The 25,740-nt window shown below is 38.4% G+C and carries 38 protein-coding genes and 2 pseudogenes; 6 read left to right on the top strand and 34 right to left on the bottom strand.

Going from position 1 to position 25,740, the window contains the following annotated elements; all coding sequences use genetic code 11:
• The first annotated feature begins 2 nt into the window (after positions 1-2).
• Positions 3-1,097 carry a bifunctional 3-deoxy-7-phosphoheptulonate synthase/chorismate mutase type II gene (locus tag DCC35_RS04485; RefSeq protein WP_137089659.1) on the top strand — a complete coding sequence of 365 codons (1,095 nt, stop codon included), beginning with the start codon at positions 3-5 and terminating at the stop codon, positions 1,095-1,097.
• Complete coding sequence (gene aroB / locus DCC35_RS04480; RefSeq protein WP_137089658.1) at positions 1,087-2,163, top strand: 3-dehydroquinate synthase; 1,077 nt, start codon at positions 1,087-1,089, stop codon at positions 2,161-2,163. Before DCC35_RS04485 ends, aroB begins: the two co-directional genes overlap by 11 nt.
• On the opposite strand, the gene DCC35_RS04475 is transcribed toward aroB, so the two are convergent.
• Entirely contained in the window at positions 2,145-2,378 is a 234-nt protein-coding gene (locus DCC35_RS04475) for a YtxH domain-containing protein (RefSeq protein ID WP_137089657.1), read from the bottom strand. The two genes, aroB and DCC35_RS04475, sit on opposite strands and share 19 nt — an antisense overlap.
• 104 nt (positions 2,379-2,482) lie before the next feature.
• Here DCC35_RS04475 and DCC35_RS21730 point away from each other — a divergent pair, with 104 nt between their 5' ends.
• Complete coding sequence (locus DCC35_RS21730; RefSeq protein ID WP_317128984.1) at positions 2,483-3,193, top strand: 3-phosphoshikimate 1-carboxyvinyltransferase; 711 nt, start codon at positions 2,483-2,485, stop codon at positions 3,191-3,193.
• Positions 3,190-3,702: a 3-phosphoshikimate 1-carboxyvinyltransferase gene (locus DCC35_RS21725; RefSeq protein ID WP_317128983.1), complete on the top strand. Its 513-nt coding sequence runs from the start codon at positions 3,190-3,192 to the stop codon at positions 3,700-3,702. Before DCC35_RS21730 ends, DCC35_RS21725 begins: the two co-directional genes overlap by 4 nt.
• A gap of 2 nt (positions 3,703-3,704) precedes the next feature.
• Here DCC35_RS21725 and DCC35_RS04465 read toward each other — a convergent pair whose 3' ends face one another.
• The 3 genes and pseudogenes from DCC35_RS04465 to DCC35_RS04455 form a co-directional block, all read right to left on the bottom strand.
• A complete protein-coding gene (locus DCC35_RS04465) occupies positions 3,705-4,499 on the bottom strand; it encodes an ABC transporter substrate-binding protein (RefSeq protein ID WP_137092589.1) in 795 nt (264 codons plus the stop codon).
• Complete coding sequence (locus DCC35_RS04460; protein ID WP_137089656.1) at positions 4,477-5,547, bottom strand: M42 family metallopeptidase; 1,071 nt, start codon at positions 5,545-5,547, stop codon at positions 4,477-4,479. The genes DCC35_RS04465 and DCC35_RS04460 overlap by 23 nt, the downstream gene beginning before the upstream one ends.
• A 67-nt stretch (positions 5,548-5,614) precedes the next feature.
• Positions 5,615-7,206: pseudogene (locus DCC35_RS04455) on the bottom strand (acyl-CoA carboxylase subunit beta).
• Between the two features lie 134 nt (positions 7,207-7,340).
• Here DCC35_RS04455 and DCC35_RS04450 point away from each other — a divergent pair.
• Together DCC35_RS04450 and DCC35_RS04445 are read left to right on the top strand one after the other, a co-directional pair.
• Positions 7,341-8,288, top strand: a complete 948-nt coding sequence (locus DCC35_RS04450) for a Ppx/GppA phosphatase family protein (protein ID WP_137089655.1) — start codon at positions 7,341-7,343, stop codon at positions 8,286-8,288.
• 3 nt (positions 8,289-8,291) lie between these two features.
• The gene (locus DCC35_RS04445; protein WP_137089654.1) at positions 8,292-9,380 is read left to right on the top strand and encodes an Ldh family oxidoreductase; all 1,089 of its coding nucleotides are present in this window, start codon (positions 8,292-8,294) and stop codon (positions 9,378-9,380) included.
• On the opposite strand, the gene DCC35_RS04440 is transcribed toward DCC35_RS04445, so the two are convergent.
• From DCC35_RS04440 to rplB, 30 genes and pseudogenes are all read right to left on the bottom strand, one after another.
• Positions 9,381-9,977: a hypothetical protein gene (locus DCC35_RS04440; RefSeq protein ID WP_137089653.1), complete on the bottom strand. Its 597-nt coding sequence runs from the start codon at positions 9,975-9,977 to the stop codon at positions 9,381-9,383.
• A gap of 2 nt (positions 9,978-9,979) precedes the next feature.
• On the bottom strand, positions 9,980-10,294 hold the full coding sequence (locus DCC35_RS04435) for an FtsB family cell division protein (RefSeq protein WP_246070144.1): 315 nt from the start codon (positions 10,292-10,294) through the stop codon (positions 9,980-9,982).
• A gap of 125 nt (positions 10,295-10,419) precedes the next feature.
• The gene (gene eno / locus DCC35_RS04430; RefSeq protein ID WP_137089652.1) at positions 10,420-11,703 is read right to left on the bottom strand and encodes a phosphopyruvate hydratase; all 1,284 of its coding nucleotides are present in this window, start codon (positions 11,701-11,703) and stop codon (positions 10,420-10,422) included.
• Positions 11,704-11,714: 11 nt separating this feature from the next.
• Positions 11,715-12,818, bottom strand: a complete 1,104-nt coding sequence (gene carA, locus DCC35_RS04425; RefSeq protein ID WP_137089651.1) for a glutamine-hydrolyzing carbamoyl-phosphate synthase small subunit — start codon at positions 12,816-12,818, stop codon at positions 11,715-11,717.
• Positions 12,819-12,907: 89 nt separating this feature from the next.
• Complete coding sequence (rplQ, locus tag DCC35_RS04420; protein ID WP_137089650.1) at positions 12,908-13,540, bottom strand: 50S ribosomal protein L17; 633 nt, start codon at positions 13,538-13,540, stop codon at positions 12,908-12,910.
• 5 nt (positions 13,541-13,545) lie between these two features.
• Positions 13,546-14,535: a DNA-directed RNA polymerase subunit alpha gene (locus tag DCC35_RS04415; protein WP_137089649.1), complete on the bottom strand. Its 990-nt coding sequence runs from the start codon at positions 14,533-14,535 to the stop codon at positions 13,546-13,548.
• Positions 14,536-14,567: 32 nt separating this feature from the next.
• Positions 14,568-15,170, bottom strand: a complete 603-nt coding sequence (gene rpsD / locus DCC35_RS04410) for a 30S ribosomal protein S4 (RefSeq protein WP_137089648.1) — start codon at positions 15,168-15,170, stop codon at positions 14,568-14,570.
• A 26-nt stretch (positions 15,171-15,196) separates the two neighbouring features.
• Positions 15,197-15,589, bottom strand: a complete 393-nt coding sequence (gene rpsK, locus DCC35_RS04405; RefSeq protein ID WP_137089647.1) for a 30S ribosomal protein S11 — start codon at positions 15,587-15,589, stop codon at positions 15,197-15,199.
• A 43-nt stretch (positions 15,590-15,632) separates the two neighbouring features.
• A complete protein-coding gene (rpsM, locus tag DCC35_RS04400) occupies positions 15,633-16,010 on the bottom strand; it encodes a 30S ribosomal protein S13 (RefSeq protein WP_137089646.1) in 378 nt (125 codons plus the stop codon).
• 2 nt (positions 16,011-16,012) lie between these two features.
• Positions 16,013-16,129, bottom strand: coding sequence for a type B 50S ribosomal protein L36 (gene ykgO, locus DCC35_RS04395; protein ID WP_137089645.1), 117 nt, complete (start codon positions 16,127-16,129; stop codon positions 16,013-16,015).
• A 4-nt stretch (positions 16,130-16,133) separates the two neighbouring features.
• Positions 16,134-16,352, bottom strand: a complete 219-nt coding sequence (gene infA, locus DCC35_RS04390; protein ID WP_137089644.1) for a translation initiation factor IF-1 — start codon at positions 16,350-16,352, stop codon at positions 16,134-16,136.
• On the bottom strand, positions 16,330-17,130 hold the full coding sequence (gene map / locus DCC35_RS04385) for a type I methionyl aminopeptidase (protein ID WP_137089643.1): 801 nt from the start codon (positions 17,128-17,130) through the stop codon (positions 16,330-16,332). Before map ends, infA begins: the two co-directional genes overlap by 23 nt.
• Positions 17,131-17,133: 3 nt before the next feature.
• A complete protein-coding gene (secY, locus tag DCC35_RS04380) occupies positions 17,134-18,450 on the bottom strand; it encodes a preprotein translocase subunit SecY (RefSeq protein WP_137089642.1) in 1,317 nt (438 codons plus the stop codon).
• Between the two features lie 8 nt (positions 18,451-18,458).
• Entirely contained in the window at positions 18,459-18,905 is a 447-nt protein-coding gene (gene rplO / locus DCC35_RS04375) for a 50S ribosomal protein L15 (protein WP_137089641.1), read from the bottom strand.
• Positions 18,902-19,081, bottom strand: a complete 180-nt coding sequence (gene rpmD, locus DCC35_RS04370) for a 50S ribosomal protein L30 (RefSeq protein ID WP_137089640.1) — start codon at positions 19,079-19,081, stop codon at positions 18,902-18,904. The genes rplO and rpmD overlap by 4 nt, the downstream gene beginning before the upstream one ends.
• 5 nt (positions 19,082-19,086) lie before the next feature.
• Positions 19,087-19,608, bottom strand: a complete 522-nt coding sequence (gene rpsE, locus DCC35_RS04365; protein WP_137089639.1) for a 30S ribosomal protein S5 — start codon at positions 19,606-19,608, stop codon at positions 19,087-19,089.
• A gap of 4 nt (positions 19,609-19,612) precedes the next feature.
• Positions 19,613-19,966, bottom strand: a complete 354-nt coding sequence (gene rplR, locus DCC35_RS04360) for a 50S ribosomal protein L18 (RefSeq protein WP_137089638.1) — start codon at positions 19,964-19,966, stop codon at positions 19,613-19,615.
• 11 nt (positions 19,967-19,977) lie between these two features.
• Positions 19,978-20,529, bottom strand: a complete 552-nt coding sequence (gene rplF / locus DCC35_RS04355; RefSeq protein ID WP_137089637.1) for a 50S ribosomal protein L6 — start codon at positions 20,527-20,529, stop codon at positions 19,978-19,980.
• Between the two features lie 10 nt (positions 20,530-20,539).
• On the bottom strand, positions 20,540-20,938 hold the full coding sequence (rpsH, locus tag DCC35_RS04350; protein WP_137089636.1) for a 30S ribosomal protein S8: 399 nt from the start codon (positions 20,936-20,938) through the stop codon (positions 20,540-20,542).
• Between the two features lie 89 nt (positions 20,939-21,027).
• A complete protein-coding gene (rpsN, locus tag DCC35_RS04345) occupies positions 21,028-21,297 on the bottom strand; it encodes a 30S ribosomal protein S14 (protein ID WP_137089635.1) in 270 nt (89 codons plus the stop codon).
• A 6-nt stretch (positions 21,298-21,303) separates the two neighbouring features.
• Entirely contained in the window at positions 21,304-21,858 is a 555-nt protein-coding gene (gene rplE / locus DCC35_RS04340; RefSeq protein WP_137089634.1) for a 50S ribosomal protein L5, read from the bottom strand.
• Positions 21,851-22,195, bottom strand: coding sequence for a 50S ribosomal protein L24 (rplX, locus tag DCC35_RS04335; RefSeq protein ID WP_137089633.1), 345 nt, complete (start codon positions 22,193-22,195; stop codon positions 21,851-21,853). Before rplX ends, rplE begins: the two co-directional genes overlap by 8 nt.
• Positions 22,196-22,198: 3 nt before the next feature.
• Positions 22,199-22,567: a 50S ribosomal protein L14 gene (rplN, locus tag DCC35_RS04330; RefSeq protein WP_137089632.1), complete on the bottom strand. Its 369-nt coding sequence runs from the start codon at positions 22,565-22,567 to the stop codon at positions 22,199-22,201.
• Between the two features lie 2 nt (positions 22,568-22,569).
• Positions 22,570-22,827 carry a 30S ribosomal protein S17 gene (gene rpsQ / locus DCC35_RS04325; protein ID WP_137089631.1) on the bottom strand — a complete coding sequence of 86 codons (258 nt, stop codon included), beginning with the start codon at positions 22,825-22,827 and terminating at the stop codon, positions 22,570-22,572.
• A gap of 11 nt (positions 22,828-22,838) precedes the next feature.
• The gene (rpmC, locus tag DCC35_RS04320; protein ID WP_137089630.1) at positions 22,839-23,033 is read right to left on the bottom strand and encodes a 50S ribosomal protein L29; all 195 of its coding nucleotides are present in this window, start codon (positions 23,031-23,033) and stop codon (positions 22,839-22,841) included.
• Positions 23,034-23,037: 4 nt separating this feature from the next.
• Entirely contained in the window at positions 23,038-23,457 is a 420-nt protein-coding gene (gene rplP, locus DCC35_RS04315) for a 50S ribosomal protein L16 (RefSeq protein WP_137089629.1), read from the bottom strand.
• Positions 23,458-23,503: 46 nt separating this feature from the next.
• Positions 23,504-24,213 (bottom strand): annotated as a pseudogene (rpsC, locus tag DCC35_RS04310) (30S ribosomal protein S3).
• A gap of 2 nt (positions 24,214-24,215) precedes the next feature.
• Entirely contained in the window at positions 24,216-24,608 is a 393-nt protein-coding gene (gene rplV / locus DCC35_RS04305) for a 50S ribosomal protein L22 (RefSeq protein WP_137089628.1), read from the bottom strand.
• A gap of 11 nt (positions 24,609-24,619) precedes the next feature.
• On the bottom strand, positions 24,620-24,898 hold the full coding sequence (gene rpsS / locus DCC35_RS04300; protein WP_137089627.1) for a 30S ribosomal protein S19: 279 nt from the start codon (positions 24,896-24,898) through the stop codon (positions 24,620-24,622).
• 2 nt (positions 24,899-24,900) lie between these two features.
• Entirely contained in the window at positions 24,901-25,731 is an 831-nt protein-coding gene (gene rplB / locus DCC35_RS04295; protein ID WP_137089626.1) for a 50S ribosomal protein L2, read from the bottom strand.
• Between the last annotated feature and the right edge of the window lie 9 nt (positions 25,732-25,740).

Below are 25,740 nucleotides of genomic sequence, written 5' to 3'. Positions count from 1 at the left end.
TTATGGATATAAAGCCAATTGAGACGTGGGGAAGTAAAACCAATAAACCTTTTATCATTTCAGGGCCTTGTAGCGCTGAAACTGAAGATCAACTGCTGGATACTTGTAAGCAAATCAAACAGCTTGGAATAAACGTCATGCGTGCAGGTGTCTGGAAACCCCGGACAAGACCAAATTCCTTTGAAGGTATTGGTACGGAAGCTCTGCAGTGGATTGAATCTGTTAAAAAAGAATTAAATGTAGAGTTCGCTATCGAGGTAGCTAATCCCCAGCATGTCGAAGAGGCTTTAAAACACAATATAGATATTCTTTGGATCGGCGCAAGGTCAACAGTCAATCCATTTACTGTTCAGGATATTGCTGATTCATTAAAAGGTGTAGACATTCCGGTCCTGATTAAAAATCCGATTAATCCTGACCTTGCCTTATGGCAGGGTGCCATAGAAAGAGTCGCAGGTGCTGGTATTGAGAGAATAGGTGCTATACATCGTGGTTTCAGCAGTTTTCAACAGTCAAAATTCAGAAATGAACCCATGTGGCAATTACCGATAGAATTAAAAAGATTAATGCCACAAATACCACTGATTGGGGATCCAAGTCATATAGCAGGAGAAAGAGATCTCATTTACGATCTGTCTCAGAAAATGCTTGACCTGAATTACGATGGATTGATGATCGAAACTCATCGCGACCCGAATCAAGCCTGGAGTGATGCCAAACAACAGGTTTCTCCTCAACAATTGAAGGACATAATTCAGATATTAAATACCAGAATCCCGAATACTGACGATGAATCTTTTACTAATAAGCTTGAAGATTTAAGAGGAAGAATAGATCAATCTGACAGAGAACTACTTGAAGCAATAGCAAACAGAATCAGACTTGTAGAAAAAATAGGTGATTATAAAAAAGAAAATAATGTAGCTGTTTTCCAGGTCAAAAGATGGGATGAAGTTTATAAATCACGTGAAAAATGGGGTGAATCTCTGGGATTAAATTCAGATTTTGTAAAAGAATTAGTTAAACTGCTTCATACTGAGTCAATAAAAACTCAAACTCGTATTATGAACAAAAAGGAGGACAACCATGATTCCTGATTATATTAAAATTGAATCTTCCTTAAATGAGTCTTTAAATTCATTCATCAAGGAAAAGGAAGTCAGCAAAGTTTTTATACTAGTCGATGAAAATACAGAAAAACATTGTCTTCCGGAGATTGAAATTGAATTCGATGCTAAATTAATAAAAATTGAATCCGGAGAATCTAATAAAACACTCAATACTAGCTGTTTGATCTGGAATGAACTGACTAAAGAAAATGCAGACCGAAAGTCTCTTTTGATAAACCTAGGTGGTGGTGTGATTGGCGACATGGGTGGTTTTTGTGCTTCTACTTTTAAGAGAGGGATTTATTTCATAAACATACCCACTACTCTTTTATCCCAGGTTGATGCTTCAATTGGAGGGAAACTAGGTGTAGATTATGACGGTCTGAAAAATCATATCGGATTATTTCGCAACCCGGATCAGGTGTTGATAAATAATGATTTTCTCAGCAGTTTACCAGAAAGGCAATTACTATCTGGTTATGCCGAGGTGGTAAAACATGCGTTAATCTCCGATTCTGCCTGGTGGGAGAAAATTAAAAAAGTTGATCCGTTAAATGTAGAGGACTGGTCTGATATCACCTTGAATGCTATAAGAATCAAAGGTGAAGTAGTATCTAATGATCCGACAGAAAAAGGATTGAGAAAAATATTGAATTTCGGGCATACTATAGGACACGCTATTGAAAGCTGGTTTCTAGAAAATTATGGAGATACCGCCTGCCTGCATGGAGAAGCTATAGCTGCAGGTATGATTATAGAAGCTGATCTTAGTACTAAATTCACGGGATTATCTAAAAATGATTTTAGCGATATAAGCAACTATATACTAAAAACATTCAAGCCTTTGCATATTCCTGAAAAGGCAATAAACGAAATAGTAAACAAGTGCGTTCACGATAAAAAAAATAAGGGCAATACGATCTACTTTGTGCTTTTAAATAATATTGGTAAAAGCACATTCGATAAAGTTGTTAGCTTAAAAGAAGTAAGAATTGCGGTTGAAAATTATATGCAGTTGATTTCAAAATTTTCAGATCAAACTCCTAAAAGTTGATTATCTGAAGGATCATTTGATTCAGCATAATTTCTGGAATCAACTTCTTTGACACCAGCAAGAGCATTAATATTAGCTTTTAAAATTTTTGCTTTGTAAAGTAATGATCTTCTGGTTTCATCTCCTTTACCCGGAGCAATTAAAAAACCAATTGTTGTACCAATTGCAGCTCCGGCTACGAGGGTAAAAAATTTTCCGGTAATTGATGTTTTCATAGGCTTATATTTTGAAAATTAAACTACTTTTTGATTACAATATAATATACGAAAACCGTGCCGAAATTGTTGAATTGATAAAATAAATTAACAAAAACTTAACCATGCCAAGCCTTAAAATAGAAAAGAATCAACTTTTGCCAGCTGTAGAAATCACACCGGTGGCTAGTAAAAGTGAAAGTAACAGGGCATTGATAATTGAGGCACTTGCCAATGCAGAGGATACAATAAGCAACCTCTCGGCGGCAAGAGATACACAAACGATGAAGAGGCTTCTTAATTCGGAAGAATCAACCCTTGATGTAATTGATGCAGGTACTACCATGAGATTTCTCACTGCATATATGGCCATTAATGAAAAGGAAGTAACTCTTACAGGTACTGAAAGAATGTGCCAGAGACCTATTGGTATATTGGTTGACGCTTTAAGGTCTATCGGTTGTGATATAAACTATATTAATGAAGAAGGATATCCTCCTTTACAGATCAAACCGTTCAAAGGTCAATCGAAAAATGAGATATCTATTAAAGGTGACATCAGTTCGCAATATATTTCGGCATTATTGATGATCGCTCCGGTTTTACCTGAAGGACTTACAATCAATATAATTGGAAAACTTGGTAGCAGGCCATATGTTGAAATGACTTTAGGACTTATGGAACATTATGGCGTTAAAGCTGATTGGATAGAAAATACAATAAAAATTCCTCACGGAAAATATCAGCCTAATAACTATGAAATTGAAAGTGACTGGTCTGGGGCAAGTTATTGGTTTAGTGTAGTTGCTCTAGCAAAAGAGTCATCGATTTTTTGAAGGGTCTTCGACAAAAAAGCTTCCAGGGAGACAGAGTCATTACAGCTATAATGAAAAGTCTTGGAGTTCAATCAGAATTCTCTGATGATGGAGTAAAACTTTTAAAATGTGATCATGATGATGTTATCCATATTGACTTTTCTGACTGCCCTGATCTGGCCCAAACGGTCGCTGTTGCTTGTGCTGCAAAGGGAGTAAGATGCCACTTAACAGGACTTGAGAGTCTGAGAATCAAAGAAACTGACCGTATTCAGGCTTTACAAAATGAATTAGGGAAGTTAGGGGCAAAAATGGAAGAACACAAAGGCGAATGGTTATTAACTCCAAGTCCTGAGATACCTAAAGAAGTACATATCGAAACATACGACGATCATAGAATGGCTATGGCATTTGCTCCTCTTGCTACCAGGTTAAAACTGAATATTGCTGACGGAGATGTTGTTGCTAAATCATACCCTAATTTCTGGGAACATATGCAAAAAGCAGGATTTGAAATAAAGCAAGGTTGATTTTACGACCTTGCTCTTAAATTTTTGATATAATTAAAAGCTTCTCTCAATCTGCTTCCATACCACGAGAAGTATTCACCATCGACTATTTTAATTTCTGAGTCCGGGAATATATTCTTTACTTCAGAAAAATCTTTCTCCTTAAAAGGATATGGTTCGCTACTCAACAGGATTTCATCTGGTGTTAAGGATTTCATTTCATCTGTTAATTCCGGATATCTTGGAAAAGAACATAAATTTTTATACCCGGCAGCATCCAGCATTTCATTTATAAATGTATCATTACCCGCTATCATCCATGGATTCTTCCATATAAAATAAAGACAGCTTTTAGTAGGGAAACTTTGTAGGTCGGACGACTTTCTTTTTATTTCATTAATAATTTCATCAGCCTTTTGTTCTCTGCCAGTCAAAATACCAATATCGCTAATCATGCGATTTACGTCCTGCAAATTTGAGATATCGCTGATATAAACCGGAAAGTCCTGAGCAAGAGTTAAAACTTCCTCTTTTACATTTTCTTCCTTATTGGCAATGATCAGGTCTGGTTTGAGTTGTCTTATTTTATCTATCCTGAGTTTTTTGGTACCCCCGATGATTTCTTTTTCTTTCAACCAATTCTCAGGATGAACACAAAATTTGGTAATTCCTATAACTCGCTTATCAAGATCCAGATCACTCAATAGCTCTGTTTGAGAAGGTACCAAAGATATAATACGAACAGGAAAGTTGGTTAATTCAACTTTCCTGTTCACCATATCAATAATTACTTTTTTATTTGATGTATCTGAAGTCATGACCAGCCTTGAGTTGTAATAAAAACTCATACATAAGTTTTATTACGCTTTCAACATCATCTTTATGAGCCATTTCCACTGTTGTATGCATATATTTTATTGGAAGGGATATTAAAGAAGATGCAACACCCTCGTTACTATAAGCAAAAGAATCGGTATCAGTTCCGGTTCCTCTACTCGCAGCTAGTCTTTGGAATGGTATTTCTTTTTCTTTTGCAGTATTAATAACCATTTTCAAAAGATTGTTCTGAACTGAAGGCCCGTAGGATAATACTGGTCCTTTTCCACATTTAAAATCTCCTTGCTCCTTCTTATTATACATTGGAGAATGAGTGTCATGACATACATCCGTTACGATGGCCACATCTGGTTTTAGCTTTTGAGCAATCATCTGAGCTCCCCTTAATCCCACTTCTTCCTGGACAGCGTTAACAACATAAAGAGTAAAAGGTAACTCTGCTTTGTTCTCTTTTAACCTTCGAGTAACCTCGGCTATCATAAACCCGCCAATTCTGTTATCCAAAGCCCTTCCGGTGTAAAAGCGATCATTCAATACAGTAAAGGTATCATCATATGTGATCACGCATCCTACATGAACACCCATTTTTTCAACTTCTTCTTTGCTTTCTGCACCGATATCAATACAAATATTCTTTAAAGAAGGTGGTTCTTCTTTATCCTGTTGTCTGATGTGAATGGCAGGCCAGCCAAAAACTCCTTTTACAATTCCATTATCAGTATGAATGTTTACTTTTTTGGAAGGAGCAATTTGATGATCTGATCCACCATTTCTTCTAACATATATATATCCATCATCATTGATGTAATGGACAAACCAACTTATTTCATCAGCATGTGCTTCAATTACAACTTTATAATCCTTCCCAGGATTGATTACACCAACTGCAGAACCATACACATCGGTAATATAATCATCGATGTAAGGCTTAAGGTAATCAAGCCAAAGTTGCTGCCCGGGAGTTTCAAACCCGGTTGGTGATGGATTATTCAGGTAATCATTTAAGAAGTTAAAACTTTTATCGTCCATAATTAGTCGCTTTTTTTGACAAAAAAGGCAATCTGAAACAGATTGCCCTTACTTTATTAAGTGTTTTTTATAATGGAATGTTTCCATGTTTTTTCTCGGAAGGTTATCAACCTTATTTTGTAGCATCTCAAAAGCTCTGATTAGCTTTTTCCTGGTATCACGTGGAAGAATTACTTCATCAACATAACCACGGTGTGCTGCTCTGTATGGATTTGCAAATTTTGCTGTATAGTCGTCAATCTTCTCCTGGAGCTTGGCTTCTTTGTCATCCGCTTCTGAAATTTCTTTTCTGAATATAATTTCTGAAGCTCCTTTTGCACCCATTACAGCAATTTCTGCTGTTGGCCATGCATAATTAAGATCTGCACCAATATGTTTTGAGTTCATCACATCATAAGCCCCACCATAGGCCTTTCGAGTAATTACGGTAACTCTTGGTACTGTTGCTTCACTAAAGGCGTAAAGAAGTTTGGCACCGTTGGTTATTATAGCATTCCATTCCTGGTCCGTTCCTGGTAAAAAACCTGGTACATCTTCTAATACAAGTAATGGGATATTAAAACTATCACAAAACCTGACAAATCTTGCTGCTTTTTGACTAGCATGGATATCTAATACTCCAGCCAGTGAAGCTGGTTGGTTACCAACTATACCTATGCTTTTTCCTGCTAGTCTGGCAAAGCCAACAACTATATTTTCTGCAAAATCCTTATGGACTTCAAGAAATGAATTTGTGTCAACAATACCTTCAATCACCTCTTTAATATCGTATGGTTGATTTGGGTTTTCAGGTACTACTTCATCAAGTTGCTGGCGAGTTTCATCTGACTTTTCATCATAAGGAACCGATGGAGGCAATTCTTCACAATTCTGAGGAACATAGCTCATCAAATTCTTTATATTATTGATACATTCCACCTCGTTTGCACATGAGAAATGTGTTACTCCACTTTTCGTACTATGAGCACTTGCTCCTCCCAGCTCCTCAGCTGTAACATTTTCCTGAGTAACTGTTTTAACAACATTTGGCCCGGTTACAAACATATATGAGGTGTTCTCTACCATCATAATAAAGTCTGTAATGGCTGGGGAATAAACAGCTCCTCCTGCACATGGCCCCATGATAGCGGAAATTTGAGGTATCACGCCAGATGCCCTTACATTTCTATAAAATATATCTGCATAACCTGCCAGCGAAACAACACCTTCCTGAATTCGAGCTCCTCCCGAATCGTTTAAACCAATTACCGGCACTCCATTTTTCATTGCAAGATCCATGATCTTGACAATTTTTTCTGCATGAGTTTCAGAAAGTGAACCGCCAAACACAGTAAAGTCCTGCGAAAAAACGTAAGTAGGTCTTCCATGAATCTTACCATATCCTGTCACAACACCATCACCAAGGTAATGTTGTTTATCAAGACCAAAGTCTTTTGCACGATGCATCACAAATTTCCCGATTTCTTCGAAAGTTCCTTCATCAAGAAGAAGTTCTATACGCTCTCTCGCGGTCAACTTACCCTTTTCATGTTGTGCTTTAATCCGTGCTTCACCCCCACCTTGTTCTGCCTCTTTATGTTTTCTGGCTAATAAATCAAATTTCTCTTCCCTGGTAGGTAGTGTATATATTGCTTTACTTTTTTCAGAATCTGAACTCATGTTCTTAAATGGGTTTATTTTGTTTATCAAATATATATAACTTCAGGCTTATACACCCAAAATATCAAATGCATTGTCATATGTTTTGTTGCGAGGCTAAAAATAGCTAAATTTCGCCGATTTTTTAAGCCAATATGAATAATCAGAAAACTGCCGTAATAGACCTGGGTACCAATACATGGCACCTTTTAATCGTTAGAGTTGTTAACCATGAAATAGAGGTATTACACAAGGAAAAACAAGCTGTGGGAATTGGTAAAGGAGGTATTTCCAAAGGTTTTATAACCGAGGATGCCAAAAACCGGGGTTTAACGGCAATATCCAGTTTTAAAAAGGTAATCAACGAACTCGAAGTTGACCACATTTACGCGACTGCTACGAGTGCAATGCGCAATGCTAAAAACGGACAGGAGATAGCAAACCTGATCTATGAAAAATATGGTATTAATGTTGAGATCATTGACGGTGATAAAGAAGCGGAATATATTTATGAAGGTGTAAAATCGGCAATCTACATTGGTGATGAAAGATCTCTGATTCTTGATATTGGAGGAGGAAGTGTTGAGTTTATAATTTGTGATGAAAACAACATATTCTGGAAACAGTCATTTGAAATTGGCGGACAGAGATTGGTAGATATGTTCCAATCATCAGATCCTATGCCAGATAACAAGATAGAAGAATTAAATAACTATCTTGAGATTATGCTTAAACCTCTTGTCGATGCAGCTGAAAAATACCATCCTGTGGTTTTGATTGGTGCATCAGGTAGTTTTGATACGTTAAATGACATCTCATGTGAAAAGTATCCGCTGAAATACAATAAAATTAAATCCGATTTATGGCTTGATCTTAAAGATTTTGAAGAAATTTACAGCAATCTTGTTGTAAAATCAAGGAAGGAACGATTACAGATTCCCGGCATGATTCCTCTAAGGGTTGATATGATAGTTGTTGCCGGCGTATTAATAAAATTTGTATTAAACACCCTTGATTTAAAAAGAATTCGAATATCTCCTGCATCATTGAAAGAAGGCCTTTTACATGAGGTTTTATTAAAGGAAGATGAAGAAAATAATTAGCAAATGACTACTAATTATTCCTATAAGGAACTATATAATTTCGCTAAAAAAATATTTCTAGCAATTGGTTGCAGCGATCAAGATGCAATACAGGCAACTAATACATTGTTGTCAGCAGACCTGAGAGGGGTTGATTCTCATGGTATAGCCAGGCTGATCGGATATGTCAGACTCTGGGAGTCCAAAAGAGTGAATCCAAAACCGAACATTACAGTTGTTCATGAAACTCCTTCAACTGCGGTTGTGGATGGAGACAAAGGCTTAGGACTTGTCGTTGGCCCTGCTGCAATGAAAATTGCTATGGAAAAAGCAAAAAATGTAGGTACCGGATGGGTAGCAGTTAAAAACTCCAATCATTATGGTATTGCTGGTTATCATAGCATGATGGCATTGGAAGAAGACATGATTGGCTTTAGCTTCACTAATGCCAGTCCACTTGTTGCTCCCACCTTTGGAAAGGAAAGAATGCTTGGTACTAACCCGATAAGTGTAGCAATTCCAGCCAAAAATGAACCTCCATTTGTCGCTGATATGGCAACTACCACAGCTGCTAATGGCAAACTGGAAATTCTTCAAAGAAAAAATGAACAAGCTCCTTTAGGGTGGGTACAGGACAAAGAAGGGAATCCTTCTACTGATCCCGGTGCTGTAAAAGATGGTGGAGCGTTATTGCCATTAGGTGGATCTCCAAAAAATGCAGGACATAAAGGATATATTCTCGGATCGGTAGTTGATATTTTATCCGGGGTTTTATCAGGAGCGAATTATGGACCATGGGTACCTCCATTCGTGAGTTTTTTACCTGTTTCAGATAATCCGGTAGGAGAAGGTCTGGGTCATTTCTTTGGCGCAATGAGAGTTGATGCATTTCGGCCAAAAGAAGATTTCTTAAAACATATGGATCAATGGATTGGAAGATTCAGGGTAACAGAATCTATAAACAATGAGAAAAAAGTAAAAATCCCAGGTGACCCTGAAAGAATGTTCGAGAAAGAAAGAAAAGAAAACGGTATTCCCTTACTAAAACCTGTAGTAGATAGTCTTAAAAACCTTTCAGAAAAGTTTGATGTGGATTTGCCAAATCCGAATTAATTAAAGCATAACTCCTGCCCTGATAACTAGTGGACTTCCGTATGGTGATCTTAGGTCGTCATGAAGAAGATTATAAAGAGCAGTAAGATAAAATCCTGATCCTGTCCTTCCTATCGGTTGAACATAACCACCCCCTAGAAAAAATGAAGGCACCCACTCTCTTTTTAGCCTTGCATCTTCAACAAAATCTACTCTTAACGTCTCATATTCTGTACGTAGAAATATATTATCTAATACGAAATAATTGGCCCAGAGACTCCCTCCGTAACTGTTATAAGACCCTTCAAAAAATGGATCATCGTATCTGACATATAAATATCTGATTCCAATACCGGTCATTAAACGTTGATTGACCATGTAGCCAACAGAAGGAGACAGATCCACATAAAATGGATTAAACCCTAATCCAAACCCTCCGCCAAATCTAACTTTTTGCCAAAACTCATTTTCTTCCTTTGCCTGTTGATAAGTCTTTGCTGTTTCTTCTTTGACTTCAACTGAATCCTCATTTCTGTCGCCTTCCTTATAATACTCCTGGCTAAAAGAATTGAAAGCGATAAAGATGAAAATAATAATGGTGATTGATAGATTTTTCATTCTTATTCGGTATGGTCTACGATTATATACAAATCTTCAGATTCTTTCTTCATAAAATATCTCTCCCTGGCAAACTTTTCTAACAACTCAGTATTACTTAATAATTCCTTTCTGTCTTTTTCAACCTGCTGAATATTCTCCTCATAATATTCTTTCTCCTTTTCAAGGTTGTTTAGCTTAGAATTGAGCTTAAAAGTAGTTATGAAGTTTGTGTTATCGAAGAAAAGCATCCAAACTAAAAATACTGCAAGACTAAGAACATAAACATTAGACATCTTACTTTTAACACGACTCAAAAATTTCTCCAGCTCTAACATTATAAAAATTATTTATCTCTCTCAAAGATACCTGTTTTAAGTAAAATAATAATCTTGATCGATACTTTCAATAAAAAAAGCTGTAAACGTGAAGTCTACAGCTTTCTTTCTAAGTATAATAAATATTATTTTTTGGCAGTTGGATATTTAGCTACCTCAGCCAATTCTTCTTCTATTCTAAGTAATTGGTTATACTTTGCCATTCTATCACTTCTTGACAGAGATCCAGTCTTGATCTGACCAGCATTAGTTGCTACAGCAATATCTGCTATAGTTGCATCTTCTGTTTCACCACTTCTATGACTAATCACTGCAGTAAATCCTGCTCTGTGAGCCATATCAATAGCCTCAAGAGTCTCTGTAAGCGTACCGATCTGATTTACCTTGATTAGAATACTGTTTGCAGACTTTTCTTTAATCCCTCTTTCAAGAAACTTGACATTAGTTACAAAAAGGTCATCACCAACTAGCTGGCATCTGTCTCCTATTTTGGAAGTTAACAGGTTCCATCCATCCCAGTCTTCTTCGGCACATCCATCTTCGATTGAATCGATTGGATATTTACCGATCAATTCTGCCAGGTAATCAACTTGCTCTTCCTGGTTTCTCTTTTTACCATTCTCGCCCTCGAATTTAGCATAATTGTAAACCCCATCCTCGAAAAATTCCGAAGAGGCGCAATCTAGCGCTAAGGTTACTTCAGTACCTGGTTTATATCCTGCTTCTTCGATTGCTTGTAAAACAGTATCTAAAGCTTCTTCAGTGCCTCCTGTAAATTCCGGAGCAAAACCTCCTTCATCACCTACAGCAGTACTTAATCCTTTTCCCTTTAAGATCTTCTTTAATTGATGGAAGATCTCTGTCCCCATTCGCATTGCTTCATTGAATGAAGGTGCACCGATGGGTCTGATCATAAACTCCTGGAAAGCAATAGGAGCATCAGAGTGAGAACCTCCATTGATAATATTCATCATAGGAACAGGAAGTGTACGTGCATTTGCACCTCCAATATATCTATATAAAGACTGTCCGGATTCCATTGCTGCTGCTTTAGCAACTGCTAATGAAACACCTAAGATAGCGTTAGCTCCCAGTTTACCCTTATTATCGGTACCATCAAGTTCGATCATGATTTTATCAAGCATGTTTTGCTCGTACACATCAAACCCAACTAATTCTGGGGCAATAACTTCATTTACATTTTCGACAGCTTTTAAGACACCCTTCCCGCCAAATCTATCTTTATCTTCATCTCTCAATTCAACTGCTTCATTCACACCTGTGCTAGCACCTGATGGTACAGCAGCTCTGCCAACAAAGCCGTTTTCTGTAGTTACATCTACTTCAATGGTTGGATTACCACGTGAATCCAGAATTTGTCTGGCGTGGATACTTTCAATTAAACTCATAGTTTTAGTTTTTAGTTCATTAACGCAATAAAATCATCAAATAAGTATCTGGAATCATGAGGCCCAGGGCCGGCTTCCGGGTGATATTGTACCGAGAACACCTTTTTATCCTTTATCCGGATTCCTTCAACGGTTTTGTCATTCAGGTTAATGTGTGTCATTTCAACATTAGGGTGTTGTTCCACAGATTCCATACTTACAGAGAATCCATGATTTTGAGAAGTTATTTCGCTTTTTCCTGTAAGGAGATTTTTAACTGGGTGATTTAATCCTCTATGACCATGGTGCATCTTATAGGTTTCTACATCATTGGCAAGAGCGATCATTTGATGCCCCAGGCAAATGCCGAACATCGGGCTTCCGCTTTCCTGAATTTCCTTGACAGTTTCAACTGCATAAGAAGTAGCTGCAGGGTCTCCGGGACCATTACTAATAAAATATCCCTTAGGTCCCCATTCTTTCATTTCTTCGAAAGATGTTTTAGCAGGAAACACTTTACAATAAATACCTCTTGAGGTCATATTTCTAAGGATACTTGTCTTACAACCAAGATCGAGAACAGCTACCTTTATTCCGGAAGGATCTCCTACATAATAAGGCTCCTTAGCTGTCACCTGAGTACTTAACTCCAGGTTTAGCATTGAAGGAATTTTATCCAGTTCCTTCTGAAGTTCTTCTTTAGTATGATATTCAGAACTGATGATACAGTTCATGGCACCTTTTGTTCTTACATGCTTGACCAGTTTTCGGGTATCAAGGTCGGCAATCCCTACAACCTTATTGTCATTAAGATATTTATGTAGCGTTTCATCAGAAGTTTTTCTACTTCCTTTCCAGGAAAATTCATTTACGATGATTCCACTTATTTGAGGATTAGCAGATTCTTGTTCATCATCAATGACATTGTAATTACCAATATGTGAAGTCGTACTGATAATTACCTGTCCGTAATAAGAAGGATCGGTATAAATTTCCTGATAACCTGTCATACCAGTATTAAAACAGATCTCACCACCAGCGGTACCGGAGTAACCTACTGAAATACCATGTAACAAAGTACCATCTTCGAGTAACAAGCTTGCTTTAGAGTGCGGATTATACTTGGCTGTAGTCATAATGTATTTGCGAAATAGATTTTGTGCAAAAATAAAAAAGGGAACAAACATATGTTTGCTCCCTTTTAAATTTATTTAGTAAATATTTATTATTCACCTTTATCTTCGTTCTTTTCTTCAGAAGACTTTGATTCAGAATCAGATTTTTTAGATTCTTTTTTCGGTGCAGCTTTCTTAGCTTCAGCTTTTTTAGTTTCAGCTTTAGGCTTTTCTGCTTTAGGTTCTTCAGTTTTACTTTCTTCTGCTTTAGTCACTTCGGCTTTAGCTTCAGACTTAGGAGCAGCAGATTTAGTTTTAGAACCACTACCTCTTCGGCTTCTTCTGGTTTTCTTACCAGCAGACTTTTCTTCTTTAACTAGTAGCTCATTGTAATCTACTAATTCCATGATACACATATCAGCGTTATCTCCAAGTCTTGAATTAAGCTTGATAATTCTAGTGTATCCACCTGGTCGGTTGGCAACCTTATCAGCTACTTCATTAAATAAAGTATCTACAGAGTACTTATTTTGAAGGTAACTGAATACTACACGACGAGAGTGAGTTGAATCAGCCTTAGCTTTAGTAATCAAAGGCTCAACATATTTCCTAAGAGCTTTTGCCTTAGCTACAGTCGTCGTTATTCTCTTATGTAGGATGAGTGAACTTGCCATGTTAGAAAGCATTGCCTTTCTGTGAGAGGCAGTTCTACCCAAGTGATTAAATTTTTTACCGTGTCTCATTTTTCTTACTCTTCGTCAAGTTTATACTTAGACAAATCCATTCCAAAAGTTAATCCTTTTTCCTGAACTAACTGCTCAAGCTCAGCAAGCGACTTCTTACCGAAGTTACGGAACTTCATCATATCAGAGATCTCAAGTCTTACAAGATCACCAAGAGTTCTAACATCTGCAGCTTTAAGGCAGTTGTAAGCTCTTACTGATAGGTCAAGATCACTAAGTGAAGTTTTAAGCAGCTTTCGCATATGAAGCATTTCTTCATCTACTTGCTCAGGCTCTCCTGATTTCTCAGTTTCAAGGATCATATTCTGATCAGAGAATAGCATAAAGTGCTGGATCAAAATATTGGCAGCTCCTTTTAATGCATCTTCAGGATGAATAGATCCGTCAGTTTCAATGTCAAGCACTAACATTTCGTAGTCAGTTTTTTGCTCAACACGAGTATTTTCGACGCTAAATTTCACGTTTTTAATAGGAGTGAAAATCGCATCAATTGGAATAAATCCGAATACCTGCTCAGCTGGTTTGTTTTCCTCAGCTGGTAAGTACCCTCTTCCTTTATCGACAGTTAATTCGATTTCGAAATCAACAGACTCGTCCATATGACAAATCACCAAGTCTGGGTTTAGAATTTCGAAGGCAGAGGTATTTCCACCGATATCTGCAGCTTTAAATTCTTTGCTACCGCCAACCTTAACTGTGATTTTGTTTTCAACAAGGTCGCCTACTTTCTTAAATCTAACCATCTTCAGGTTAAGGATGATCTCAGATACATCCTCTACAACACCTTCGATAGAAGAGAATTCGTGTAGAACGTCCGGAATTTTTATACCGGTGATGGCATATCCTTCTAAAGAAGATAAAAGGATTCTTCTAAGCGCATTACCTATAGTAACTCCATATCCCGGTTCAAGTGGTTTAAATGTAAAAAGCCCGTGAAAATCATCTGCTTTCTCCATCGCCACCTTTTCGGGCATTTGAAATGCTAAAATGGACATATTATTTCGAGTCTTTATATTAGTCAATAGGATTATTTAGAGTACAATTCAACGATCAATTGTTCCTTAATATTTTCAGGAATTTCATCACGTTGTGGCATTGTTACGAATTTACCAGCAAACTCTTTTCCGTCCCACTCAAGCCATGAAAATTGCTTTCTACCTGCAGCAAGTGAGTTACTGATAACTTCCAATGTTTTACTTCTCTCACGTACACCAACTACATCACCTTCTTTTAAAGAATACGATGGAATGTTAACGATTTCGCCATTAACAGTTATGTGTTTATGAGATACAAGTTGTCTTGCACTCCTTCTTGTTGGCGCAATACCTAATCTATAAACGGTGTTGTCCAATCTAGCTTCCAATAATTGAAGAAGAACCTCACCAGTTACACCCTTCTTTCTTGTAGCTTTTTCGAAAGTATTAGCGAATTGCTTCTCTAATACACCGTAAGTATATTTTGCCTTTTGTTTTTCAGCAAGCTGAATAGCGTATTCAGACTGCTTTCTTCTGCGGCTACGTCCGTGTTGTCCCGGACCGTAACTTTTCTTTTGAAGCGCTTTGCTCGGACCAAAAATCGCTTCCTGGAATTTACGGGCTATTTTAGCCTTTGGACCTGTATATCTAGCCATTATTTTTTTCCGTTCAGTTAATTAAATTAGACTCTTCTTCTTTTTGGTGGACGACATCCGTTGTGTGGAAGAGGTGTGATATCTTTAATCATTGTCACCTCGATACCCGTGTTCTGGATTGTTCTGATTGCTGATTCACGACCAGCACCAGGACCCTTAACGAATACTTCAACCTTTCGAAGACCAAGATCATATGCTTTTTGAGCACAATCCTGAGCAGCAGTTTGAGCAGCATAAGGAGTGTTCTTTTTAGAACCCTTAAAGCCCATTTTACCTGCAGAAGCCCATGAAATAACTTGACCGGCCTGATTAGTCATTGAGATAATGATGTTGTTGAAGGTCGCTTTGATATGAGCCTGACCTACTGCGTCAACAACTACTACTCTCTTTTTTGCTTTATCTTTTCTTTTTTGAGCCATATTTCACTACAATTTTCAGGAAGGTAATCTATCCTGTTTGCTATTATTTAACAGCTTTTTTCTTGTTAGCAACAGTTTTACGTTTACCTTTTCTCGTTCTCGAGTTGTTTTTAGTTTTTTGACCTCTAACAGGTAAACCTTTTCTGTGACGAAGTCCTCGGTAACAACCGATGTCCATAAGTCGCTTAATGTTAAGCTGCACTTCTGATTTTAACACACCTTCTACTTTGTGGTTCTCAGAAATGACGTTACGAACAGCTGTTGACTCATCATCAGTCCACTCGCTTACTTTTTTATCCTTATCGACCCCGGCTTTAGACAGAATCTCCTGAGCTGAACTTTTTCCTATACCGAAGATGTACGTAAGGGAAATTTCCCCTCTCTTGTTATCCGGAATATCGACTCCTGCAATACGTGCCATAATTATCCTTGTCTTTGTTTAAACTTAGGGTTCTTTTTGTTAATAACGTACACCTTTCCTTTTCGGCGTACGATTTTGCAATCGCTGCTTCTCTTTTTTACGGATGCTCTTACCTTCATGACTTTATTTGTATCTGTAAACGATTCTACCTTTAGTTAAATCATACGGAGACATTTCTAATTTAACTTTGTCTCCTGGTAATATTTTAATGTAATTCATCCGCATCTTACCTGATATATGAGCAATAACTTCGTGCCCGTTTTCAAGTTCAACGCGGAACATCGCATTCGACAATGCTTCGGTTATTGTACCGTCTTGTTCAATGGATGATTGTTTCGCCATATTGTTCTTTTAAATAGTCTTCAATATATTGATGCGTTGTTAAAATCTCTGCCTCACCTTCTTCGGTGATAGCAATTGTGTGCTCAAAGTGAGCACTCGGTAATCTATCTGCAGTTCTAATGGTCCAACCATCGGCTTCCTGAACAATACTTCGTCCACCTTGATTAACCATTGGTTCAACTGCTAATACATAACCCGGCTTCAATTTAGCTCCACGACCGCGCTTCCCATAATTAGGAACCTCAGGCTTTTCGTGCAGATTCTTACCGACACCATGGCCGACAAGTTCTCTTACAACTGAATAACCTTCTTTTTCAACAAATGATTGTACAGCATAGCCTATATCTCCGATCCTGTGTCCGGCTACTGCAGCCTGGATCCCTTCATAGAGGGATTGGCGAGTTACTCGAATCAGCCGCTTTAATTCTTCGCTAACTTCACCTACTGCATAACTGTAAGCACAATCACTGTGGTAGCCCTTATAAAAAACACCACAATCAATTGAAACTAAATCTCCATCTTTCAAAACGTACTCACCGGGAATACCATGAACGACGTTTTCGTTCACTGATATACAAAGTGATGCGGGAAACCCGCTATATCCCAAAAAGGACGGATGTCCTTGATGATCCTTTATAAATTCTTCAGCTATCTTATCAAGAGCTTTCGTCGAAACTCCTGGCTTAACTGCTTTTGCAACTTCACCATGAGCTCTTCCGAGTATATCAGCGCTCTCTTTTATGATCTCTATTTCTTCTTTAGACTTAACAGGGATCATAAATTAAACAACTGCTGCTTCAGAACGTCCTTTTACTTTACCAGACTTCATTAGTCCTTCGTAATGACGCATTAATAAATAACTTTCTATCTGCTGTAGAGTATCAAGAATAACTCCAACCATAATCAATAAGCTTGTTCCACCATAAAACTGAGAGAACATTGGAGAAACCCCCGCTAATGTTGCAAATGCAGGTAAAATAGCTACAATTGCAAGGAATATTGATCCTGGAAGAGTAATCTTAGTTAAAACACTATCAAGATACTCTGATGTTTCTTTACCTGGTTTAACACCCGGAATAAACCCTCCGTTTCTTTTCAATCCGTCAGCTATTTCTGTAGGGTTTACGGTAATAGCAGTATAAAAGAACGTGAAAAGAATAATTAATATCGCAAAGGTTATGTTATAAACCGGAGTCTGGTAGTTTGAGAACGTTGTTATAAAATAGTTACCCAGATCTGTGTCCTGAAAAGGCTGAGCAAATAAGGCAGGTAAAAACATCAATGCTTGAGCAAAAATGATTGGCATTACACCTGAACTATTTACTTTTAAAGGAATGTATTGTCTTTGTCCTCCATAAGCCCTTCCTCCTGAAACATGCGCTTTAGCATAATTTACCGGAATTCTTCTTACTGCTTTTGTAAGAGCAACTACTGCCATTACAACAAAGAACAAAGCAACCATTTCCAACACGAAAAGTATTATACCTCCCTGATCGCCTTTTGAAGTAAATTCAAAAATCAATGAATTTGGAAATCTCGATATAATACCGATCATGATCAGCATTGAAATACCATTTCCAATTCCTTTATCAGTAATTCTTTCACCAAGCCACATACAGAACATGGTTCCCGATGTCAGAATAATTGCTGAACTGATTTTAAAGAATAAAGGATCTACCACAACTGCTTCACCTGGAATGTAAGCAGTAAGGTATCCTATAGACTGACCTAAAGTAATTATGATGGTCAGTACTCTAGTTATCTGAGTTAATCTTTTACGACCGCTCTCCCCTTCTTTCTGCAATCTTTGGAAATGAGGAATAGCTATGGTTAGCAATTGAACTACGATCGATGCCGAAATATATGGCATAATACCAAGACCGAAAATCGCAGCATTATTAAATGCACCACCTAGAAAACTGTCAAGCAAACCGAATATTCCATCTGCTGACTCAGGTAGTTGATCTGGATTAACGCCAGGTAAAACGATAAAAGACCCAAGGCGAAATATAATTAAAAAGCCAAGGGTGTTAAGGATCCTAGTTCTTAGTTCCTCAATCGAAAAAATGTTCCTGATGGTCGTAATAAACTTTTTCATTCTTCTAATTAAAGTGTTGTTACTGATCCGCCTGCTTTTTCAATAGCTTCCTTAGCAGAAGCCGAAAATTTATGAGCAGTAACTGCTAATTTAGACTTTAATTCTCCTTTGCCAAGAATTTTGATCAAATCATTTTTCTGAGCAAACCCATTATCGATCAAAACCTGTAGGTCGATCGCATCTAATTTTTTATTATCAGCCAACTCTTGTATTTGGTACAAGTTTACAGGCTTATACTCTACTCTATTAGGATTTCTGAATCCAAACTTAGGAACCCTTCTTTGAAGGGGCATTTGTCCACCTTCAAAACCAGCTTTGCTGCTGTATCCTGATCTGGATTTAGCACCTTTATGTCCTCTTGTTGAAGTTCCACCACGGCCAGTTCCCTGACCTCTACCTATTCTCTTTGAATTCTTCGTCGATCCCGCGGCAGGTTTTAATGTATGTAATTTCATATCTCAGTTACATTTACCAAGTGACTAACTTTATTGATCATACCCGCTATTTGAGGAGTATTCTCTACCTCTACGGATTTATTGATACGTCCTAAACCCAGTGCTTCAATAGTTCTAACCTGACGTTTTGGACGACCAATTGTACTTCTTACTTGCGTAATTTTAACCTTCGCCATAATCTTTACCCGTTAAATACTTTATCTAGTTCAACACCTCTTGTTTGTGCCACAGTATAAGCATCACGTAACTTAGACAGTCCATTAAAGGTTGCCTTTACAGCGTTGTGAGGGTTTGATGAACCCTTAGATTTAGCGAGTACGTCTGTAATACCTGCACTTTCAAGTACAGCACGCATAGCACCACCAGCGATAACTCCAGTACCGTGAGATGCAGGTTTGATCAATACTAGTCCACCACCGTACTTTCCAACGGTTTCATGAGGAATAGATCCTTTTAGTACAGGAATTTTGATCAGATTCTTTTTTGCATCATCGATGCCTTTAGTGATAGCATCTGTTACTTCATTAGCTTTACCTAATCCGTAACCAACCACTCCATTACCATCTCCTACAACAACAATTGCAGAGAAACTGAAGCGTCTACCACCTTTTACTACTTTAGCTACACGCTTAATTGCAACGACCTTTTCTTTAAGGTCCAATTCACTCGCTTTTACTGATCTTATTGTACTACTTTGTGACATATTCTTAGAATTTTAGGCCTCCTTCTCTAGCACCTTCAGCTAGTGACTTTATTCTGCCATGGTAGCGGTATCCGCTACGGTCGAAAACAACAGTCTCGATGCCATTAGATTTTGCTAGTTCAGCAATTTTCTTACCTACATTATTTGCATCCTCTACATTGAAATTCTTCTTAGAAGGATTTACCTCTCGAGAAGAAGCATAAGCAAGTGTATTACCGTTTAAATCGTCTATTAATTGCGCATATATAGAAGAATTACTTTTATATACACTCAAACGAGGACGCTCTGCTGTACCACTTACTTTTTTACGTATTCCTCTTCTTATTCGTAATCTGCGGTTATATTTTTTAATAGCCATATTACTTCTTATTATTTAGCAGCGGTTTTACCTGCTTTACGTCTAATTCTTTCACCTACGAAACGGATACCTTTACCTTTGTAAGGCTCTACTTTTCTTAGTGATTTAATCTTAGCTGCAACCTGGCCGATTAATTGCTTATCATTACTCTCTAAAGTAACGATAGGATTTTTACCTTTTTCAGTAGCAGCAGTTACTTTAATCTCTTCAGGTACCTGGAAGAAGATACTATGAGAGTATCCAAGGTTAAGCTCAAGTAACTGACCTTGTGCTGTAGCTTTGTAACCTACACCAACAAGCTCTAATTCTTTTTTATAACCGTTAACAACACCCTCAACCATATTAGCAACCAGCGCCCGGGTTAAACCGTGCAATGCTTTATGCTTCTTCTGTTCGGTTGGACGCTCAAAAATACATTCGCCGTCCTCGATAGATACTTTTATCTCTTCGCTCACATCCTGTACCAGTTCGCCTTTTGGGCCTTTAACTGTGATTTGTCCAGGTTTATGAGTTATTGTTACACCTTCTGGTATAGTTATCGGTTTTTTACCAATTCGTGACATAATTTCCTAATTAGTATACGTAGCATAAAACTTCACCACCGATATTCTGTGTACGGGCTTCTTTGTCGGTCATCACACCTACACTAGTAGATAAAATGGCAACTCCAAGACCGTTAAGTACACGAGGTAATTCGGAGGCTTTCGCATATTTTCTCAAACCAGGCTTACTAACACGCTCTAGATGAACGATAGCAGGAGCCTTGGTTACAGGGTTGTACTTCAACGCGATCTTGATTGTGCCCTGTACATTCACATCATCTTCAAACTTATACCCTTGGATATAACCTTTATCATGAAGGATTTTTGTCATTTCCTTCTTAATATTCGAAGCGGGTAGCTCAACCACTCTGTGGTTAGCAGTCATCGCGTTTCTAATCCTTGTTAAATAATCTGCTATTGGATCAGTCATCTTTAATCAATAATATCGTTAAGCCTGATTTGAAACAGGCGTGCAAAGATAAAGAACTTTTCTTATATATAAAATAAAAGGGCTGATAATTACCAGCTTGCTTTTTTAACACCCGGAATTTTTCCGTCAAGTGCCATTTCCCTAAATGTTACCCTTGAGATTCCAAATTTTCTCATGTAACCTTTAGGACGCCCAGTTAATTTACATCTATTGTGTAATCTAACTGGTGAGGCATTTCTCGGAAGTTTATCAAGACCTTCGTAATCGCCTGCAGCTTTTAATTCAGCACGCTTTTTAGCGTACTTAGCTACTAAACGCTCACGCTTTCTTTCTCGGGCTTTTAATGCTTCTCTTGCCATAATTTCTTATTTGTTTTTGTTTACGAAAGGCATTCCCAGCGCTTTCAACAATTCAAAACACTCTTCATCTGTATCGGCGGTCGTTACAAACGTTATATCCATACCGTTTATTTTCTTAACCTGGTCGATACTGATCTCAGGGAAAATAATCTGCTCTTTCACACCTAAAGTGTAATTACCTCTGCCGTCGAATCCTTTGTCACTTACACCACGGAAATCTCTTACACGTGGTAGTGCGATATTTAATAATCTATCAAGGAATTCGTACATGCGCTCTCCTCTCAAAGTAACTTTAGCTCCGATAGGCATGCCTTCTCTTAGCTTAAAGTTAGAGACAGAGTTTTTCGCAAGGGTAACTACGGCTTTCTGACCTGTGATTGCAGTTAATTCCTCAACACCAACATCTACCAACTTTTTATCGGCAACTGCTGCACCAATACCTTTGTTGATACAAATCTTGGTGATCTTAGGCACCTGCATTACAGACTTGTACTGAAATTTTTCTTTCAGTGCAGGTGCGATCTCGCTTAGGTATTTATCTTTTAATCTTGGATTAGCCATTTTTAATTACCTCTCCGGTTTTTTTTGAATAACGTTGTAGTTTACCGTTTTCATCAACTTTACGACCTACTCTTGTAGGCTCGCCAGTTGCGGGATCAACCAACATCAGGTTGCTCATATGAATAGGTGCTTCAACTTTTTCGATACCACCCTCTGGTTTTGTAGCTGAAGGTTTAACATGTTTTGTTACCATGTTTACGCCTTCTACGATAGCGCGGTATGTTGAAGGAATCACCTCAAGAACTTGTCCTGTCTTACCGTTTTGATTGCCAGCAATCACTTTTACGGTATCACCCTTACGGATGTGGAATTTATTTGTTTTGTGTGCGTTCTTCATAACTTAAAGTACTTCAGGAGCTAAGGAAACAATTTTCATGAATTGCCTTTCACGAAGTTCACGTGCAACAGGCCCGAAAATACGGGTTCCTCTAGGCTCGTCATTGTTATTCAGCAGCACAGCGGCGTTGTCTTCAAAGCGAATGTAAGACCCGTCTTTACGACGAACTTCTTTCTTCGTACGAACAACAACAGCTCTTGAAACTGTACCTTTCTTCAGGTTGCTTGATGATAATGCAGATTTTACTGTTACGATGATCTTGTCACCGACAGAAGCGTATCGCTTTCCGGTTCCACCGAGTACTCTAATACAAAGTACCTCTTTGGCACCACTGTTATCTGCAACGTTAAGTCTAGACTCTTGCTGTATCATGATTACTTCGCTCTCTCTAAGATTTCTACTAATCTCCACCTTTTGTTTTTAGACATAGGTCGAGTTTCCATGATTCTTACTGTATCTCCTATACCGCACTCTTCTTTTTCATCGTGCGCAGTGAATTTGCTGGTCTTACCAACAAATTTACCGTAGATAGGATGTTTTTCTTTTCGATCAACAGAAATGGTAATTGTCTTTTGCATTTTATTGCTGACAACTTTACCTATTCGTTCTTTTCTTAATTTTCGATTCTCCATTGCCTTTTTTCTTATTTAGCAATTTCTTTTGCTCTTAGTTCTGTTTTAAGACGAGCTATTAACCTGCGCGACTCACGGATCTTCATCGGATTCTCAATCGGAGAGATCTCGTGTGCAAACTTAAGTTTGCTTAGTGCTTCAGTTTCCTCGTTTATGCGAGCTTCTAGCTCTTCGGCTGTCAGAGATTTAATTTCACTCGTTTTCATACCCTTATTCAGTATAGTCTCTTCTTACAACAAATTTTGTACTGATAGGTAGCTTTTGCTGAGCTAATCTCATTGCTTCCTGAGCTAATGCGCGTGGCACTCCTCCGGCTTCAAATAAGATTGTACCCGGCTTTACAGTAGCCACCCAATATTCCGGTGCACCTTTACCTTTACCCATACGAACCTCTGCAGGTTTCTTTGTTACGGGCTTATCAGGAAAGATTCGGATCCATACCTGACCCTGACGCTTCATAGCACGGGTCATGGCGATACGAGCAGCTTCTATCTGGCGAGCAGTGATCCATCCTGGCTCTAGCGATTTGATCGCAAAAGAACCGAACGAAATGGTATAACCACGCTGAGCTATTCCCTTAACTCTACCCTTCTGCTGCTTTCTGAATTTTGTTCTTTTAGGTTGTAACATTTTTAAATTTTGTTAACGTTCAGCAATCTTTTAAACCCTGCGTCGGTTAGCGCTTTCTGCGTTGACGTTTTCTTCCGCCTCCGCTGTTTCCTTGATTTGAACCGCCTCCAACGTTAGGCGATAAATCGCGCTTGCCGAACACTTCACCTTTAAAGATCCAAACTTTGATACCGATTATACCATAAACGGTATCGGCTTCAGACACATGATAGTCGATATCTGCACGTAGGGTATGCAAAGGAATTCGACCTTCTTTATATTGCTCAGTTCGAGCCATTTCTGCGCCACCTAGACGTCCGCTAACTTTGATCTTAATACCTTGCGCTCCAACTCTCATTGCTGATGAGATGGCTTGCTTCATCGCTCTTCTATACGAGATACGAGCTTTAAGCTGCTGCGCAATGCTATCACCTACGAGTTTGGCATCCAACTCAGGGCGTTTAATTTCAAAGATATTTATTTGAACGTCCTTACCAGTTAACTTTTTAAGCTCTTCTTTGATACGATCTACTTCCGAGCCACCTTTCCCGATAACGACTCCGGGCGGGCAGTGTGTATGGTAAGCGTGATGCGCTTAAGGGTGCGTTCTATAACTATTTTTGAGATACCACCTTTTGGTATCCTTGCTTCTACATATTGTCTTATCTTGTGGTCTTCTACCAGCTTATCGCTGAAGTCCTTACCTCCGAACCAGGCAGAATCCCAACCTTTTATTATTCCCAGTCTAAGACCTATAGGATTTACTTTTTGTCCCATTCCTATTCGTTGTTATCTTGTTCCTGATTAATTTCTGCTGTATGATCTACCGCTTGAAGGCTGTCAACCACGATTGTAACGTGATTTGAACGCTTTCTGATTCGGTGTGCTCGGCCCTGAGGTGCCGGACGAAGTCGCTTAAGCATGCGACCACTATCTACAAAGATTGTTTTAACGTACAAGTCAGCTTCCTCCAAATCGGCATCTTCATTCTTTTGCTGCCAATTGGCGATAGCAGAAAGTAACAGTTTTTCCAGCCTGGCAGAACCATGCTTGGAATCAAACTTCAATATATTCAAGGCCCTGTTCACTCTTTCTCCACGGATCATATCCGCTACAAGACGCATCTTGCGAGGTGAAGTAGGCACATTGTTTAATTTTGCTATTGCTTCCATCTTTTTAGCGCTTAACGTTTGCCTTTATCCTTTTTGTTCACATGCCCTCTGTAGGTACGTGTTGGGGCAAATTCTCCTAGCTTATGCCCTACCATGTTTTCTGTAACATAAACAGGGATAAATTTATTTCCGTTGTGGACCGCGAATGTATATCCTACGAAGTCCGGCGAAATCATTGATCTTCTCGACCAGGTCTTGATCACTGATTTTTTGCCGCTTTCATTCATGGCATCGACTTTCTTCTCGAGCCTGAAATCAATATATGGTCCTTTTTTTAATGATCTAGCCATAATTATTTCTTCTTCTTCCTTCTACTGATGATTAATCTGTCAGAGTATTTCTTTGGTTTACGAGTTTTTAGCCCTTTGGTGTAAAGTCCGTTTCTTGATCTAGGATGTCCTCCTGATGCACGTCCTTCACCACCACCCATTGGGTGATCAACCGGGTTCATTACAACACCACGTACTCGTGGACGTCTTCCCAACCATCTGTTTCTACCAGCTTTTCCAAGCTTAACGTTCATGTGGTCAGCATTACTTACCGCACCAACTGTTGCATAACATCTGGTTAATACTCTTCTTGTTTCACCTGAAGGAAGCTTGATTGTAGCATAATTACCTTCACGAGCCAAAAGCTGAGCATAAGAACCTGCACTTCTAACCATTGAAGCTCCGTTTCCTGGTTGTAATTCTACGTTATGAAGAATTGTACCTAATGGAATCTTTGCCAATGGTAAAGCGTTTCCTAGCTCTGGAGCAGCATCCTGTCCTGCAATTATCTGTTGTCCTTCCTGTAATCCTTCAGGAGCAAGAATATATCTCTTCTCTCCGTCAGCATAGAACAACAACGCGATGAAAGCGGTACGATTTGGATCGTACTGGATACTTTTTACCGTTGCCGGAATATCTCTTTTATCTCTTTTGAAATCGATTATTCTGTATTTCTGCTTATGTCCGCCACCAATGTAACGCATTGTCATACGTCCCTGGTTATTACGGCCACCTGATTTAGTTTTACCAACAAGTAATGACTTCTCTGGAGCCTCCTTGCTGATGCCACTGTAAACAGGAGCTAATCTGTATCGTTGTCCCGGAGTTACCGGTCTTAATTTTTTAACTGCCATTTCTCAGTT

This window comes from Mangrovivirga cuniculi (assembly GCF_005166025.1).
Taxonomy (GTDB): domain Bacteria; phylum Bacteroidota; class Bacteroidia; order Cytophagales; family Cyclobacteriaceae; genus Mangrovivirga; species Mangrovivirga cuniculi.
Note: the sequence above shows the minus strand (reverse complement) of the source record. Positions and strands in the feature narration are given on the sequence as shown.